The organism is Acidithiobacillus sp. (assembly GCF_027322205.1).
GTDB lineage: Bacteria > Pseudomonadota > Gammaproteobacteria > Acidithiobacillales > Acidithiobacillaceae > Acidithiobacillus.
In genome coordinates, this window is the sequence record NZ_DAHVHY010000001.1 from 1 (window position 1) to 14,767 (window position 14,767).

The 14,767-nt window shown below is 59.7% G+C and carries 13 protein-coding genes; 4 read left to right on the forward strand and 9 right to left on the reverse strand.

Going from position 1 to position 14,767, the window contains the following annotated elements:
• Positions 1 to 69 precede the first annotated feature (69 nt).
• The 7 genes from M7F93_RS00005 to secA form a co-directional block, all read right to left on the reverse strand.
• Complete coding sequence (locus tag M7F93_RS00005) at positions 70 to 1,173, reverse strand: glycosyltransferase family 9 protein (protein WP_298167087.1); 1,104 nt, start codon at positions 1,171 to 1,173, stop codon at positions 70 to 72.
• 174 nt (positions 1,174 to 1,347) lie between these two features.
• Positions 1,348 to 2,424 (reverse strand): glycosyltransferase family 4 protein, encoded by a 1,077-nt coding sequence (locus tag M7F93_RS00010; protein ID WP_298167090.1) that lies wholly within the window; start codon positions 2,422 to 2,424, stop codon positions 1,348 to 1,350.
• Positions 2,421 to 3,116, reverse strand: a complete 696-nt coding sequence (locus M7F93_RS00015; RefSeq protein ID WP_298167093.1) for a polysaccharide deacetylase family protein — start codon at positions 3,114 to 3,116, stop codon at positions 2,421 to 2,423. The genes M7F93_RS00010 and M7F93_RS00015 overlap by 4 nt, the downstream gene beginning before the upstream one ends.
• Before the next feature lie 17 nt (positions 3,117 to 3,133).
• Positions 3,134 to 4,096: a glycosyltransferase family 2 protein gene (locus tag M7F93_RS00020; protein WP_298167095.1), complete on the reverse strand. Its 963-nt coding sequence runs from the start codon at positions 4,094 to 4,096 to the stop codon at positions 3,134 to 3,136.
• Complete coding sequence (locus M7F93_RS00025; RefSeq protein ID WP_298167098.1) at positions 4,097 to 5,086, reverse strand: Nudix family hydrolase; 990 nt, start codon at positions 5,084 to 5,086, stop codon at positions 4,097 to 4,099. It abuts the gene before it with no gap.
• Positions 5,086 to 6,312: a bifunctional glutamate N-acetyltransferase/amino-acid acetyltransferase ArgJ gene (gene argJ / locus M7F93_RS00030; protein WP_298167100.1), complete on the reverse strand. Its 1,227-nt coding sequence runs from the start codon at positions 6,310 to 6,312 to the stop codon at positions 5,086 to 5,088. The genes M7F93_RS00025 and argJ overlap by 1 nt, the downstream gene beginning before the upstream one ends.
• A 9-nt stretch (positions 6,313 to 6,321) precedes the next feature.
• Positions 6,322 to 9,066: a preprotein translocase subunit SecA gene (gene secA, locus M7F93_RS00035; RefSeq protein ID WP_298167102.1), complete on the reverse strand. Its 2,745-nt coding sequence runs from the start codon at positions 9,064 to 9,066 to the stop codon at positions 6,322 to 6,324.
• A 50-nt stretch (positions 9,067 to 9,116) separates the two neighbouring features.
• Here secA and M7F93_RS00040 point away from each other — a divergent pair, with 50 nt between their 5' ends.
• Positions 9,117 to 9,629 (forward strand): DciA family protein, encoded by a 513-nt coding sequence (locus tag M7F93_RS00040; protein ID WP_298167104.1) that lies wholly within the window; start codon positions 9,117 to 9,119, stop codon positions 9,627 to 9,629.
• On the opposite strand, the gene lpxC is transcribed toward M7F93_RS00040, so the two are convergent.
• Positions 9,569 to 10,483 carry a UDP-3-O-acyl-N-acetylglucosamine deacetylase gene (lpxC, locus tag M7F93_RS00045; protein WP_298167106.1) on the reverse strand — a complete coding sequence of 305 codons (915 nt, stop codon included), beginning with the start codon at positions 10,481 to 10,483 and terminating at the stop codon, positions 9,569 to 9,571. The two genes, M7F93_RS00040 and lpxC, sit on opposite strands and share 61 nt — an antisense overlap.
• A 292-nt stretch (positions 10,484 to 10,775) precedes the next feature.
• Between lpxC and M7F93_RS00050 the strand changes: the two genes are divergently transcribed.
• Genes M7F93_RS00050 through M7F93_RS00060 form a run of 3 tightly spaced genes read left to right on the forward strand, consistent with a single transcriptional unit; the run spans position 10,776 to position 14,511 of the window.
• The gene (locus M7F93_RS00050) at positions 10,776 to 11,396 is read left to right on the forward strand and encodes a glutathione S-transferase N-terminal domain-containing protein (protein ID WP_298167108.1); all 621 of its coding nucleotides are present in this window, start codon (positions 10,776 to 10,778) and stop codon (positions 11,394 to 11,396) included.
• 1 nt (position 11,397) lies between these two features.
• Positions 11,398 to 13,134 carry an AMP-dependent synthetase/ligase gene (locus tag M7F93_RS00055; protein WP_298167111.1) on the forward strand — a complete coding sequence of 579 codons (1,737 nt, stop codon included), beginning with the start codon at positions 11,398 to 11,400 and terminating at the stop codon, positions 13,132 to 13,134.
• Between the two features lie 6 nt (positions 13,135 to 13,140).
• On the forward strand, positions 13,141 to 14,511 hold the full coding sequence (locus tag M7F93_RS00060; protein WP_298167114.1) for an HD domain-containing protein: 1,371 nt from the start codon (positions 13,141 to 13,143) through the stop codon (positions 14,509 to 14,511).
• On the opposite strand, the gene M7F93_RS00065 is transcribed toward M7F93_RS00060, so the two are convergent.
• Positions 14,456 to 14,722 (reverse strand): hypothetical protein, encoded by a 267-nt coding sequence (locus M7F93_RS00065; protein WP_298167117.1) that lies wholly within the window; start codon positions 14,720 to 14,722, stop codon positions 14,456 to 14,458. The two genes, M7F93_RS00060 and M7F93_RS00065, sit on opposite strands and share 56 nt — an antisense overlap.
• Between the last annotated feature and the right edge of the window lie 45 nt (positions 14,723 to 14,767).

Sequence of the window (14,767 nt, forward strand, 5' to 3'; positions counted from 1 at the left end):
TACTCAGAGGAAAACAGAATAATGGCAGGGCATAAACCGTAAACATCGCCCCATCGGGAATCCGCCACTTCATAAACCCATCACTCGCTCTTTCCTTTCTGCTGCATTCACAATAGCCGAGCAGATATTACTCACATTGCTTGGTGCCGTAAAAAACATCCTGGTATGTTGATGACAAGCCTCTGCATTCGGAAAATTAAACAGCGCGACTGTAGGGACTCCTAAACCGATTGCCATATGATATGGACCGGAGTCACTGGAAACAAATACATCGCAAGAAGCTATCGCTCCAGTCAGCTCGCTGAGCGTTGTCTCTCCGGATAGATCAATAATATCTTTTTGGCCACAAGGGAAAGATGCACAGGCCGCCATAAATTCTGCATTTATTATGCGCTCATTGGGTGCACCCATAAGCAACAACTGGTGGAAATATTCCTGATGTAACCGTTGCGCCACCGCCACGAGCAAACCCATGGGGGGACGCCTGTTTACAGCATCCGGCGTACCACAACCAATATTCAGACCGATAACCGGTCTGTCCACAGACAACCGTGACTGCAACACCTCACGGAACGCGCGCCCCGCCTCTGTCTCTTGCAACACGATCCGCTGGCCATCCCGCTCCAGCCTCAAAGCCGCTAACGCCGCAAAGTCCCGCTCCGTATAGTCCATGGGCCAGGACAATTCATGCCGCCGGGCGTACTCCTGTAAACCCGGCCCCGCATAATCATAAAGCCACCCCCGTCCCGGCACCTGGTTCACCCCGACCGCAGGTGCCGCACAGAAATGCCGCATCCAGCGGGCGGCGATACTGGTTTCGATGCCGAAAGGTTCGTGGTCGATAATCAGGTCGGGTTGCAGATCCTGCACGATGCGCCGCAGCTCCGGCAATAATCGGCGCCAGATATGTGGGCCAACACCCCGTACACCGGCAAAGCGCCCCTCTTGCATGGGTAGAAAATGGGCGCTGGACAGCAGATGATGGTCCCGAATCAGCGCCTCGCTCGGATAACCTGGCCAGCGGGTCAGAAACACCAGATGCAGTTCCGCATCCGGCCAGCGCTTTTTGAGCACCGCCCAGGCCGCCGAGCTACGCAGGATGTCGCCGATACCGGCGCTGTGCGACTTGATCAGAAGTATACGTCGGGGTTCTACGGGCAAAGGTCGTGGCATCAGCGCTGCATTCAATCCGTCTGGGGGGCCAAGGGCGGCAGATCGACGCCGGTATAGGCCTGTCCAGCCACATACCCTTTGACAGACGAAGGCGGTAACATCGTTACTTGCATAAACTTTCCTCATGCCGCAGCGAATAGACTACGCCCATCATAAGGTGCAGAAGCATCCGTGTCATCGCAGTAAGGTGGCCAGAAAATCGCCGGCAACAATGCTGGCGTCGAAGCGCCGGACGTAATCCGGACCTGCCGCCGCCAAACGCGCACGCAAGGGGACATCCGCCACCAGTCGCAGAATAGCGTCCCGCCACTCCACCGTGGCCCCGGCCATCAATAGCAAACCCGTCCGATCCGCCGCAAAGCTCTCCGGGATACCTCCCATGGCCGCACCCAGCACCGACGTCGCGCAGGCCTGCGCCTCCAGACAAACCCGCCCAAAGGTATCCGGCTCGATGGAAGGCAAGGCAAGGGTGTCCATGACGCTGTACCAGGGGGTCACCGGGTCCTGCCAACCCAGTAGGTGGTGCCAGGGTTTGTCGCGCAGGCGCGCGCGCAGGTTCGCCTCATGGGCGCCGCCGCCCAGCCACATGCCATGCACCCGAGGGTCCATCGCCTGTGCAGCGTCGATGGCGTCGGCGAGCATAAACACCCCTTTACCGCGGTGCCAGGCGCCGACAAAACCAACAACAAAATCGTTCTCTGCCAGACCCAAGGTTCGGCGCTGTTCCCGCCGTGCATCAGGATCACGCTGAAAATCGCTCAGGTGTAATGGATTCGCCAACACTTCCACCCGCTTTTCAGGCAGCCCCTGCAGAATCAACCGATCCCGCAGGTAATTGGAGATAGCGAAGAGACGCAAGGGCCAGCGCGACAGCAACCAGCGGGTGCCGGGCCTGAGGCGCAGATCCATGTGCCGGAACAAAGCCAGCGGCCGCCCCGCACTGCGGCTGACCAGGGCCAACGGCCAGTATTCCTTGCTGAAGCTGCCGATGACCCAGTCCGGCTGCACATTATGGATCGTCCGGCGCAAGGCCAGGATGCCGCAGGGATCGGCACTGTTGCGGAATATCCCGAAATGCCGAGTCACCGGCGCAGTTTCCAGCGCCTGCGCGATCCGTCCCTGGGGGTGCACCAGACAATGCATCTCCACTCCTTGCTCCGCCAGGGCGCGGCTCAGAGTGATCATATGCGTTTCCGTACCGCCACCACCGGGGTTGGTGCCCACCCAGAGCAGACGCGGGGGCGCGGTCAATGACGATCCTCATGCCGGGTCAGCAATTGCAGGGGAAACACATGGGGCGCGTGGTGTCCGCCAACCATCACCCGTGGCAAATCGAAGAGATCCCCACCGGGCAGGGCGCGACCCCGCCGCACGGCCACCGCGGCGGCAAAACCGGCGCGCCGGACCGCCTCCCGTTCACGCAGCCCTGCCGCACCATAGGGATAACAGAATTGGGTCACCGGCACCGTCAATATTTCTTCCAGTTCGCGCCTGGAACCCGCCACTTCATCGTCCAGCTCGGATTCACCCAGCTCCGGCAAACGCGGATGATGGCGGCTGTGCGCCCCGACCTCCATTCCGGCATCCCGCCAGCTACGCAGCTCATCCGGGTTCATCAACGGCTTATGCACGCCCAACCGCTGCGCATCCCAGTGATTGTCGGCACCGATGGCGGCGCTCACCACGTAGCAGGTGGCGGTAAAGCCATAGCGCCGCAATACCGGCAATGCGCATTCGAGATTATCCCGATAACCGTCGTCCAGAGTAATCACCGCCACCTTGCCCTCCCGCTCCCCGCGCAGATAGGGCAACGCCGCAGACATGGACAAACCGCGATAACCCAACCACTGCAGCAGCGCCATTTGCCGCGCAAAACGCCGGGGCGAAACATAGAGGCCGCGCAGCCTGACCCCTTTCGGGGCCACCGCTACGTTGTGGTACATCAGAATGGGAACCGGCTTCACGCTGGCGGATCAAGATGTATCGTGTGACGCACCACATAGGTCTTTTTATCCTGAGACTCGTGGTAAATGCGCGACAACATTTCCCCAACAATGCCGGTATTGAGAAATTGCAGTCCGGCGAGGAAAAACAGCACACCAGCAATCAGCATAGGGCGTCCGGAAATCGCCGCGCCATAGCCAAATTTATCCACAAAAAGATACAGCAGCATGGCCGACCCGATGCCTGATAACGCCAGCCCGATCACCCCGAAAAAATGCATGGGTCGCTGGCTGTAGCCCAGAAAAAATTTGACGAAGAGCAGATCCACCATCACCCGGAAGGTACGGGTGATGCCGTATTTGCTGTGCCCCGCCCGGCGCGGATGGTGCCGTACCGGCACCTCGACGATGCGATCCGTATAAGTCAGGGTGGAAAGCCAGGCCGGGATAAAGCGATGCATTTCGCCATACAGGCGCACCCCCTTGATCACCGAGGCCCGATAGGCTTTGAGGGTGCAGCCATAATCGTGCAGATAAACCCCCGTGAGGTGGCGAATCAAATGATTGGCAATCCGCGACGGCATTCTGCGTAACAACAGACCGTCCTGCCGGTTTTTCCGCCAGCCGGCCACCACGTCCAGATTCTCCTCCAGCAGACGCCGGGCCAGAGGGAGGATATCTCCCGGATCATTTTGCAGATCCGCATCCAGGGTCACAATCACTTCGCCCAAGGCGGCATCGATCCCCGCCTGCATCGCCGCCGTCTGGCCGAAATTGCGCTGCAGGTGGATGATCTTGAATTGCGCGCCCCGCGCCTCCGCCTCGCGGTCCAAAGCTGCGGCACTCCCGTCCCGACTACCATCATCGACGATAATCACCTCGGCATCGGCGTCCCCCAAGGCATGGCTCAGAGCCGTACAAAGCGGCAGGACACTGTCGACCTCGTTGTAAAGCGGAATAACGACGGAAATAAGGGCCATTTACCCCTTCCAGTGCTGGAGATAAGCGCGGGTGGCAGCGGCCGGGTCTTGCGCTTCAAGAATACCGGAGAGTACCGCCACACCGCACGCGCCAGCGGCCAGAGCCTCGGGCACCCGTGCTGCCGTCATCCCACCGAGCGCAATAAGGGGCAAAGACGACTCAGTGGCCATCGCCGCGAAAGCCTGAGACCCCAGCGCCGCCGCACCCGGATGACTCGGGGTGGGGAAAAGCGGCGAGAGAAAGGCATAGCGGGCACCGCGCCGCGCCGCCTGCAGCAAGCCTGGGGCATCATGACAAGACACCCCGAAAGCCGCTTCGGATCGCACCCCCGCGTCGAGCTGGGTTTGCGTCAAATGCCGTCCGGTCCGTGGCCAGTCGGGCAAAGGATCAGGATGATTGAGGTAGACCTGCGCGCCCTGCGCCAACGCCCCGGCACACAGCGCCGATAGTACGGCGGCGGTTGGGGCATCCGGCACGTTTTTGCAGCGCAGCACCAACCAGCGCAGTCCAGCGCCCAGCGCAGCTTCCAGAGACTTCTGAAAATCGAGAAGCAGCAACCTGTCAGGATCGGCAATCAGGCAAAGGGGCGGCTGAGGCAAAGCCTCCGCCAATACCGCCGCCGTCATACGAAGATTCGCAGGGAGACATTCCAGCGCCGGAATTTCCCAAGGATAGAGCCAACGTACCTCCTGCCCTTCGCGCCCATGGGCAGTACCCGTCCAATGCCGCACCCGGTAAAAATGCAGGCGCACCGCACGCTCCGGATAGGTATAATCGAGCACCCGGAACAACTCCGGCGCAGTAACGGTGATGCCCACCTCTTCCCAAAGTTCCCGGACCAAGGCCTGTTCCGGCGCTTCTCCGGGGTCTACTTTGCCGCCGGGAAACTCCCAAAAACCTGGCCATGGCTTACCCTCCGGGCGCAGTGAGACCAGCAAGCGCCCGGAGGCATCTTCAATGATTCCAGTGGCGACAGGAACGGTAATCATCAGCTACGGTAATCGGCGTTGATACGTACATAGTCATAGGACAAGTCGCAGGTCCAGATTTGCGCTTCGGCGGCCCCTCTGCCCAGATCAACCCGCACCGGGATTTCCTCCTGGGCCATCACGGCCTGTCCGGCCGCCTCACTATAATCAGGGTCGCGGGCACCGTCGCGGACGATGCGCGTATCGCCCAGCCAGACCTGCACCCCATCCACTTCCAGGTCGTCCACGCCGGCTGAACCGATGGCCGCCAGCAGGCGCCCCCAATTCGGGTCAGAAGCAAAGAAAGCCGTCTTGATCAATGGACTATGGGCCATCCGGTAAGCCACCTGCAGACACTCTGCTTCGTCACGCCCGCCCGAAATACAGATCGGGATGAACTTGGTCGCCCCCTCGCCGTCGCGCACCACAGCCTGCGCCAGCCACTGCGCCACCGCCGTGATGGCGTCTCTCAGTCTTCCATAGCGGGGATCCGCTACTGAAGAGATAGGCGGTAGCGCGGTCTGCCCCGTCGCCATCAGGATGCAGGCATCGTTCGTCGAAGTGTCGCCATCCACCGTAATGCGGTTGAAGGATTGCGCCATAGCCTCCTGCAGGCACTGCTGCACTGCCGCCCCCTGCAACGGGGCATCGGTGGCGATATAAGCCAGCATCGTGGCCATATCCGGGCGGATCATCCCCGATCCCTTGGCCATACCGGTCACTGTGATCGTAACGCCATCCAGTTCCACCTGACGGGAACAGGCCTTGGCGATGGTATCCGTAGTCATGATCGCCGCCGCAGCCGCCTCCCATTGGTCCTCGGCGAGTCCGGCAATGCAGGTTGGCAGTACTGCGGCGATCTTCTCCGCCAGCGCCACCGGTTCGCCGATCACACCGGTGGAAAAGGGCAGCACCGCCCCTGGCGCGCAACCCAACTGCTCGGCCACCACCCGACAACTCGCCTCTGCCGCCTGCAAACCGGTCGCACCCGTACCCGCATTGGCATTGCCCGTATTGATCACCAGCGCCCGCACGTCGGGGCCGTCTGCCAGGTGACGCTGTGCCACCAGCACCGGCGCCGCACAGAAACGATTACGGGTAAAAACACCCACCACCTGGGACCCTTCCGCCAGATGGATCAGGGTCAGGTCAGCACGATTCGCATAACGAATGCCTGCTTGTGCCACGCTAAGGCGAACCCCCGCTATGGGCAGGATATCCTGGGGAGGGTAGAGACCAACGGCCATATGCTTTCCTTATTGCAAGCGCCCATGACAATGCTTGTATTTTTTACCGGAACCACAGGGGCAGGGCTGATTCCGCCCCACCTTGTCATCATTGACTACGGGACGGTGACCCGCCTCCTGTTCACCAATGATCCCGAGCCCCGCCACAGCAAGGCCTGCATTTTCAACGGCGGGCGCTGCAGCCGCTGCAAAATCAGGATGGGAGAACTGCAAATGCTGGGGCTGGGCAACCCGGGCAAGAGCATCCCAATCCACTGGTTCTGCGGGCGTCGGGCTCACATGTAAGCGCGACAAGGTACTGATCACCTCTTCGCGCACCCGCCCCAGCATGACATTGAACATGGCCAACGATTCTTTTTTGTATTCTTGCTTGGGATTTTTCTGGGCATATCCACGCAGATGGATGCCTTCACGAAGATGATCCATGCTCGCCAGATGGTCCTTCCACTGACTGTCCAGGACCTGCAACATGATGGACTTCTCGAAGTGACGCGTCATTTCGCTACCCAGAAGCTCTTCCTTGGCCGCATAAGCAGACAACACCATCTCCATGATCCGCTCGCGCAAAGCGGCGTAGGCGAGGCCCTTATCCTGCTCCAGCCATTGTCCGACCGGAACCTGCAGACCAAAAATCCGCTCCAGTGCCGCTTCCAGGCCAGGCAGATCCCAGCGCTCTTCCATAAGGCCTTCGGGCGCAGTATCGGCCAGCACCGCGTCGAGGACATCATCACGCAGTGCCTTGATTTCCGGACTGACATCATCCGCATCCATGAAGGCATTGCGCTGCTGATAAATGATCTTGCGCTGCTCATTGGCCACATCATCGTATTCCAGCAATTGCTTGCGGATATCGAAGTTGCGACTTTCCACCTTGCGCTGGGCATTTTCGATGGATTTGGTCACCCAGGGATGTTCAATCGCCTCGCCCTCTTTCATGCCCAGCTTCTGCATCAGACCGCCCAGACGGTCACTGCCGAAAATACGCATCAGCGGATCATCCAAGGAAAGGTAAAAACGGGTGGTGCCGGGGTCGCCCTGACGACCGGAACGCCCCCGCAACTGGTTGTCTACCCGCCGCGATTCATGACGTTCGGTACCGACAATATGGAGTCCGCCCGCGGCTATCGCCGCATCATGCAGTCCCTGCCAAGCACCCTTGAGAGACTCGATCTGTCGGGCTTTTTCCGCTTCTTCCAAATCCGGATTGGCCAGCACCATGCCCACCTGATGTTCGACATTGCCGCCCAACACAATGTCGGTACCACGCCCCGCCATATTGGTGGCGATGGTCACCATTCCTGGTTTACCGGCCTGCGCAATAATCTCTGCTTCACGCTGATGCTGCTTGGCGTTCAGCACTTCATGAGGAATCCCCGCCTGCTTGAGCTGGCGGGACAAGAATTCGTTATGCTCGATAGAGGTAGTACCCACCAGTACCGGCTGGCCACGCTGCTGACAGTCGCGGATATCCTCAACAATGGCCGTCCACTTTTCCTGGCTGGTGCGATAGATGAGATCGGCAAAGTCCGTCCGTTTCACCGGCTTATGAGTCGGTATCATTACCACTTCCAGCCCGTAAATCTGGTTCAGTTCAAAGGCTTCGGTGTCTGCGGTACCGGTCATGCCTGAAAGCTTTTCATACATCCGGAAATAATTCTGGAAGGTAATGGAGGCCAGGGTCTGGTTTTCATTCTGAACGGCCACCCCTTCCTTGGCCTCCACCGCCTGATGCAAACCATCAGACCAGCGCCGCCCGGACATCATGCGTCCGGTGAACTCATCAACGATGCACACCTCGCCGTCGCGGACGATGTAATCCGTCTCCCGCCGATAGATCACATGGGCACGCAGCGCCTGATTGAGATGATGGACCAGGGTGACATTAGCCAGATCATAGAGATTGCCGTCACTCAGCAGGCCACTTTCCGCCATCAGGTGTTCCGCCTTTTCGATGCCCTCTTCCGTGAGCATCACCTGCCGGGCCTTCTCATCGACCGTATAGTCCTCGTCGACCACAAAATTTCCGACGAGTTTGTCCACCCGGTAGTAAAGGTCGGTATTCTCTTCAGTGGGACCACTGATAATCAGCGGGGTACGCGCCTCATCAATGAGGATGGAATCCACTTCGTCAATGATGGCGTAATGGAGGCCGCGCTGTACCCGATCAGCCGGGGAAAACGCCATATTATCGCGCAGATAATCGAAACCGAACTCGTTATTGGTGCCGTAGGTAATATCTGCAGCATAAGCGGCACGACGATCCTCGCTGGCAAGATCCGAGATGATGGTACCCACGCTCAGACCCAGAAAGCCGTGGATCTTGCCAACCCAGTGAGCATCGCGGTTGGCCAGATAGTCATTGACCGTCACTACATGCACACCCTTACCCTGCAGCGCATTGAGGTAGGCGGGCAGGGTCGCGACGAGGGTCTTGCCTTCACCGGTGCGCATTTCCGCAATTTTACCTTCATGCAGCATGTAACCGCCAATGAGCTGCACGTCGTACTGGCGCATGCCCATCACTCGCTGCGTCACCTCGCGCACCACCGCAAACGCCTCAGGCAGCACCGCGTCGAGTGATTCGCCCTGGGCTACCCGCCCTTTAAAGAGCACGGTTTGCGCTGCGAGGGCAGCATCGTCCATGGCCTTGTAGCGATCCTCCAGGGCATTGATCTGCGCCACGACGGCACGGGCCTTCTTGATCAGGCGGTCATTGCGACTGCCAACGACATGGCGGATGATAGTTCCAAACATGAGCACGCGAGCCTAGGTAAAAAATATCGAGCAGGGTAGCATGAAAGCCTATGGATGATAAACGACGACGCACCTGGCGCCCCATGGCACAAAACCCTTCAGGGCCGATCGGCGAAGTCTGCCGTCGCGGAACGCTGCTGCGTGAGCGTCAAATGGACTGGAATGCGTTACTCCCACTGGAAGCACAGGACCATACCTGGCTGGTTGATTGGTCCGGGGGGGTGTTGAGCGTGCTCTGTCAGAGCCCGGTATGGATTTCATGGTTGCGAAGAAATGAAAAAAACATACTGAAACAATGGAATAGTCGCTTCCCAAAAACTCCAGCGCAGCAAATCACTGCCTCGGTGCGGCCTTGGTCATATCGACTGCCGCCACCGGCCAAAATCCCGAAAGCACCTTATATTTCAGCAGCGGCACCGGAAGCCCTGCGGGCGGTGACCGATCAGATGCCACAAGCCATAGCCATCGCCCTGAAGCGCCTGGCGGCCACTCTGGACAGCCTTCAGGCGGAGGCCGTCGCCAGCGCATCAGCGAAGGAAAAGGGCGCACGCCTCTCGGAGTAATCCACAAACTCCCAGGCATCCTGACGGACAAGCAGCGCCCGCAGCAAATTGTTATTGAGGGCGTGCCCCGCCTTGTGACCAGAAAAATGGCCGACCAGCGGATGGCCAAGCAGATAGAGATCACCGATGGAGTCAAGCACCTTGTGGCGCACGAACTCGTTGGTGTAACGCAGACCTTCTTCATTGAGCACGCGGTAATCATCGACCACGATAGCGTTATCGAGATTGCCACCCAAGGCGAGCCCCATACGCCGCAAGGTCTCGACTTCACGCATAAAGCCGAAGGTGCGTGCACGCGCTACTTCCTTGAGATACGAGGTCCGCGCGAAATCCACCGTCACTTCCTGACCACCATTTTTCATCACGGGATGGTCGAAATCGATGGTAAAACTCACCTTAAAACCTTCAAAAGGCTCCAGTTGCACCCAGCGATCACCGTCTTCTGCTTTGAGGGGCTTGGTGATGCGGATAAAACGCTTCGGTGAATTTTGTTCTTCAATCCCAGCGCACTGGATGAGGAATACAAAGGGCGCAGCACTGCCATCCATGATTGGTACTTCCGGCCCGTCGAGATCTACATAGGCATTATCAATACCCAGACCTGCCAAGGCCGACATCAGGTGCTCAATGGTACCAACCCGTATCTGACCATCACCGATATTGGTAGACAGGCGGGTATCCACCACATGCAGAGGATCTGCCTTGATCCAGGCGCCACCCTCGATATCGCTGCGGTGGAAGACGATTCCCGTGTTTACCGGCGCCGGGCGCAGGCCGATGTACACCTTCTTGCCACTGTGCAAGCCAATACCGGTGCCCCAGATCATATTTTTGAGCGTGCGCTGACGGATCATATTCCCTCTCGCGATCGTGGGGATCGCCCTCCCGCTAAATACGTGTGGCCTACTTTACAACTTTTGTTGTCTCTATACAACTAATCAGGTGGTCAGGCAGTGTACAGTGACCAGCCACCCTTGACAATATTCTATTGACAGCCATTAACACCATGCGTTGACCGTCTTTTTTAGAGGACAAGCACGGCACATCACCCCAAGGTGCATCCAGTTATGTATAATCCGAAAGATCAGGCGACCGCACCACTGCGGTCGCACCAAAGCATGCTTCACCAATACAAGGACGTATATCATGGCGACCCCCAGCACCAAAAAAACTCTGATGACCCTTTACTCCAGCAACGATTGCGTTTTTGCGCATCGCGTCCGCTTCGTTCTGGAGGAAAAGGCCATGGAGTACCAGACCATCAACGTCGATCTCGCCAATAAGCCAGAAGATCTCGCGGAACTCAACCCCTACAATCAGGTACCCACCCTGGTGGATCGTGATCTGGCCATACACGAATCAGTGCTCATCATGGAATATCTGGACGAGCGGTTCCCCCACCCGCCGCTGATTCCTGTGGACCCCATCTCCCGCGCCAAGGTGCGCCTGGGTCTCCTACGTTTCGACCGCGACTGGTTCGCGCCACTCTTCCAGCCAGGCTATAATGCCGAGCAGATCAAAACGGCTAAAGAGCAGATTCGCAGCACCCTTGCCGGACTGAGCAGTATCTTCAGCCAGCAGCGTTACCTCTTCGGCGACGAACTCTCGGTGCTCGACTGCGCCATCGCTCCATTGCTGTGGCGCCTTCCGGTTCTGGAAATCAGCCTGCCTGCGGCAGCCCGCGCGACCCAGGAGTACATGGATCGCGTCTTCAATCTGGAGAGTTTCAAACGCAGCCTAACCCCTGCCGAGAAGGCCATGCGCTGACATGGGTATGGAGCTTGCCCGCCTCCACAGTCTGCCGGAAGGCCTCTTCGCACGCTGCAAACGCGACCCGGGTGGTGTCATTGCCCTGCACCGGCAAGGGGATGCTTTTCAGCCAGTGACAGCGGCGACCTTTGCCAGGTGTGTCCGGTTACGGGCTCGAGGGCTCCTGCGCCTGGGGGTGCGCAGCGGAGAACGGGTGGTCCTGATGGCCCCCAACTCTCTGGATTGGGCGATCATGGATTTCGCCATCCTCAGCATTGGCGCCATTACCGTTCCTCTCTATCCGACGTTCAGCCCGCGCGAGATTCATTATGTGCTGGGTGACAGCGGCGCCGGACTGATGCTGCTGGAAGGTGCCAGCGAGTGGCGGCGTATGCATAATAGCTGGGGAGTACCCAATGACCGCGTCCTGCTCCGCGATGCAAACGCTGCGCGAGAAGTCGGCCTGCGGCACTGGGGGACGCTGGAAGACGAGGGCGCCACCCTACGCGATGCTGAACTGGAAGAACGCCTCACGGCGCTGCGGCGCCAGCAGACGGCCACCATCGTCTACACCTCCGGGACGACAGGTTGGCCCAAGGGTGTCATGCTCAGTCACGGCAACATCCTGAGCAATGTCGAAGGGTTCATACCGCTGGTGCCATTATGCGCCGGACAACGCCTGCTCTCCATCCTGCCCCTCTCCCACGTTTTCGAACGGGGTACAGGGCATTTCGGCGCCTATCTGCTGGGGCTGGAAGTCGCCTATGCGGAGCGCCCGGACACGGTACTCCGTGACATGGAGGCATCTCATCCGGACATTGTGGTCGCCGTGCCGCGGGTTTTCCAACTGCTCTATAGCCGGGTACGACGGGGTATTGAAGATCGACCGGGTCTGCTCGGTCGCTTTCTGCGTCGAGGGGCGGGGATGGATCCGCAGGGACGTCCGGCGGCACGCTGGCAGCGCGCTCTTACCCGCCGCCTGCTGATCCGCAACCTCCGCAGGAAACTGGGTGGGCGCTTGCGTTTCTTTGTCTCTGGAGGGGCTCCGCTGGATGCTGAAATTGCTCGATTTTTTATTGATTTGGGTTTACCGATTATCGAAGGTTACGGCATGACCGAAGCGAGCCCGGTAATCGCCGCCAATCCTCTGGAGGCCATCCGTCCGGGAACCGTGGGACCCTTCCTGCCTAATCTGGAAGGGCGCATAGCAGCCGATGGCGAGATCCTGGTGCGCGGTCCGTCCGTCATGCTGGGCTACTGGAATAATGAGAGCGCCACACGTGAGGCCCTGGTGGACGGCTGGCTGCACACCGGCGACGTGGGCAGTCTGGACCCGGATGGTTATCTGCGTATCAGCGATCGCAAGAAAGATCTGATCGTCAATTCCGCTGGCGAGAACATCCCGCCGCAAAAAATTGAAATGCGGCTGATGGCGCAAGCGCTGATCGACCAGGCCGTCGTCTTTGGCGATCGCATGCCCTATCTCACGGCACTCATTTTTCCCAATCAGGAACTCCTCAAAGAACGTGTCGATGCCCACGCCGACGGTGCCGCCACACGCAAGGCCATCCATGCGGCTATTTCGACCGCGCTTGCTGATCTGCCCTCCCATGAACAGGTACGGCGTTTCGCCTTGCTGCCAGAAGCGCTGAGCGAGGCCAACGGCGAACTAACTCCTACCCTCAAGGTAAAACGGCGCGTCGTCGCCGAACACTACGCCGAACTGCTGGCGCAAATGGGCAATGTCAAGGGCTGATCTCCCATGCTGCTTACGCCGCCCGCTGCGCTGACTCCCGTTCTAACGGCCCTGCAGCGAACGGGGGCGCGGGTCCTGGTGGTGGGCGGCACACCACGGGACACTCTGCTCGGTGTGGCCACCCACGACTGGGACCTGGAAATACACGGGTTAGGCGAGACCCGTCTGGCCGAATGTCTGATGCCCTTCGGCGCTCACCGGGTAGGTGGCCGTCATGCAGTCTGGGTGGCAGCCGGTGCGGAGATTTCCCTGCCACAAGCGCCGGGGGGGCAGATCAACCCGCACCTGCCCTGGGCCATCGCCGCTCAGCGGCGGGATTTTTCGGTCAACGCTCTGGCCTGGGACTGGCAGGCTCAGCGCCTCTTGGACCATGTTGGGGGAGTAGCGGACCTCCACGCCCGGCGGCTCCGCGTAGTAGCGGCCGACACTTTTGGGGAAGATCCTCTGCGCGTTTTCCGCGCGGCACGGTTGGCGGGCCAATTGGGTTTTTCTATTGAAGCCCGGAGCGCCACACTCTGCCGCCAATTGGCGCCTCGCCTGCAAGAAGTCCCCCGGGAACGCCTACGCAAAGAGTGGGAGGCACTGCTCCTGCGCGGTCGGCATCTGGTCCGGGCCTGGGATAGCCTCGCCCTTACCGGCGCCATCACCCGATTCCCCGAACTCCGAGCCCTGCAAGCGGTACCCCAGCGCCCCGACGCCCACCCGGAAGGTGATGTCTGGATACACACCGGGCGGGTGCTTGCCGCTGCTGGCCAGCTACGCAGCGGCGACAAAACGCGCGACATCATCCTCATGCTTGGCGCTCTGCTGCACGACCTCGGCAAAGCCAGCACCACCCGGCGCGACCCCCAAGGTCGCTGGCGCGCTTGCGGACATGAACAGGCACAAGTTACTGCCGAGACTTTCCTAAGTCACTACTTTCCTGGTAACCATCTCAGCCACCAGGTGCTGTCCCTCATTCGCTGGCACGGCGCACCCTACGCCCTGCACCGCGATGGCGCAGGGCGTGCCACCTATGCCCGCCTTGCCCTACAGGTCCCTGACCGCCCCTTACTGCTGGATATCGCCCTGGCGGATGCACGTGGCGCAGGCATAGAGCACCCCCCCGCCATAGATGTCGCCCGCAAGGTGTGGCAAGAGATGAACATCTGGACCAGCCTCCCAGACCCGCTACTAAAGGGGTCTGATCTGATAGCACTGGGATTCATGCCTGGACCGCGGTTGGGTAAGGCACTGGCGCTTGCCCGCGAACTGCAGGCGACCGGTGCTTACCATGACCGCGAATCTCTGATGGCGGCGCTGCATCGGCGCCTGCCCGAACTCAGTCTCCGAGACGGCCGCGCTTATTCACTGCCGTCATGTTTCCCCACTGACTGATGTCTGGTACCTGGACCCCTACCCACCAGTATGGAGCGACGCTATCGCGGCCATAACCGCCCACCAAACCCTGTCCCTCTGCCAGGTACACATGCCCTAAAAACTTCCTGGCATCCTCACGACTCCGGAAAATAGACCAAGCCACCACCCGCGCCATCGGCGTAGTCGAGGGCACCTCCCGTGCTTCATCGAGAAAACTGTCATTGATCATGGCACTCTACTCCTCTCTATGGCCCGCTATGGCCATCGCAGCGGG

What these genes read in the sequence shown, in the direction of transcription:
- M7F93_RS00005 (WP_298167087.1), bottom strand. Translation starts at nt 1,173, where the DNA reads ATGCCACGACCTTTGCCCGTAGAACCCCGACGTATACTTCTGATCAAG.
- M7F93_RS00015 (WP_298167093.1), bottom strand. Translation starts at nt 3,116, where the DNA reads ATGTACCACAACGTAGCGGTGGCCCCGAAAGGGGTCAGGCTGCGCGGC.
- M7F93_RS00020 (WP_298167095.1), bottom strand. Translation starts at nt 4,096, where the DNA reads ATGGCCCTTATTTCCGTCGTTATTCCGCTTTACAACGAGGTCGACAGT.
- M7F93_RS00025 (WP_298167098.1), bottom strand. Translation starts at nt 5,086, where the DNA reads ATGATTACCGTTCCTGTCGCCACTGGAATCATTGAAGATGCCTCCGGG.
- argJ (WP_298167100.1), bottom strand. Translation starts at nt 6,312, where the DNA reads ATGGCCGTTGGTCTCTACCCTCCCCAGGATATCCTGCCCATAGCGGGG.
- secA (WP_298167102.1), bottom strand. Translation starts at nt 9,066, where the DNA reads ATGTTTGGAACTATCATCCGCCATGTCGTTGGCAGTCGCAATGACCGC.
- M7F93_RS00040 (WP_298167104.1), top strand. Translation starts at nt 9,117, where the DNA reads ATGGATGATAAACGACGACGCACCTGGCGCCCCATGGCACAAAACCCT.
- lpxC (WP_298167106.1), bottom strand. Translation starts at nt 10,483, where the DNA reads ATGATCCGTCAGCGCACGCTCAAAAATATGATCTGGGGCACCGGTATT.
- M7F93_RS00050 (WP_298167108.1), top strand. Translation starts at nt 10,776, where the DNA reads ATGGCGACCCCCAGCACCAAAAAAACTCTGATGACCCTTTACTCCAGC.
- M7F93_RS00055 (WP_298167111.1), top strand. Translation starts at nt 11,398, where the DNA reads ATGGGTATGGAGCTTGCCCGCCTCCACAGTCTGCCGGAAGGCCTCTTC.
- M7F93_RS00060 (WP_298167114.1), top strand. Translation starts at nt 13,141, where the DNA reads ATGCTGCTTACGCCGCCCGCTGCGCTGACTCCCGTTCTAACGGCCCTG.
- M7F93_RS00065 (WP_298167117.1), bottom strand. Translation starts at nt 14,722, where the DNA reads ATGATCAATGACAGTTTTCTCGATGAAGCACGGGAGGTGCCCTCGACT.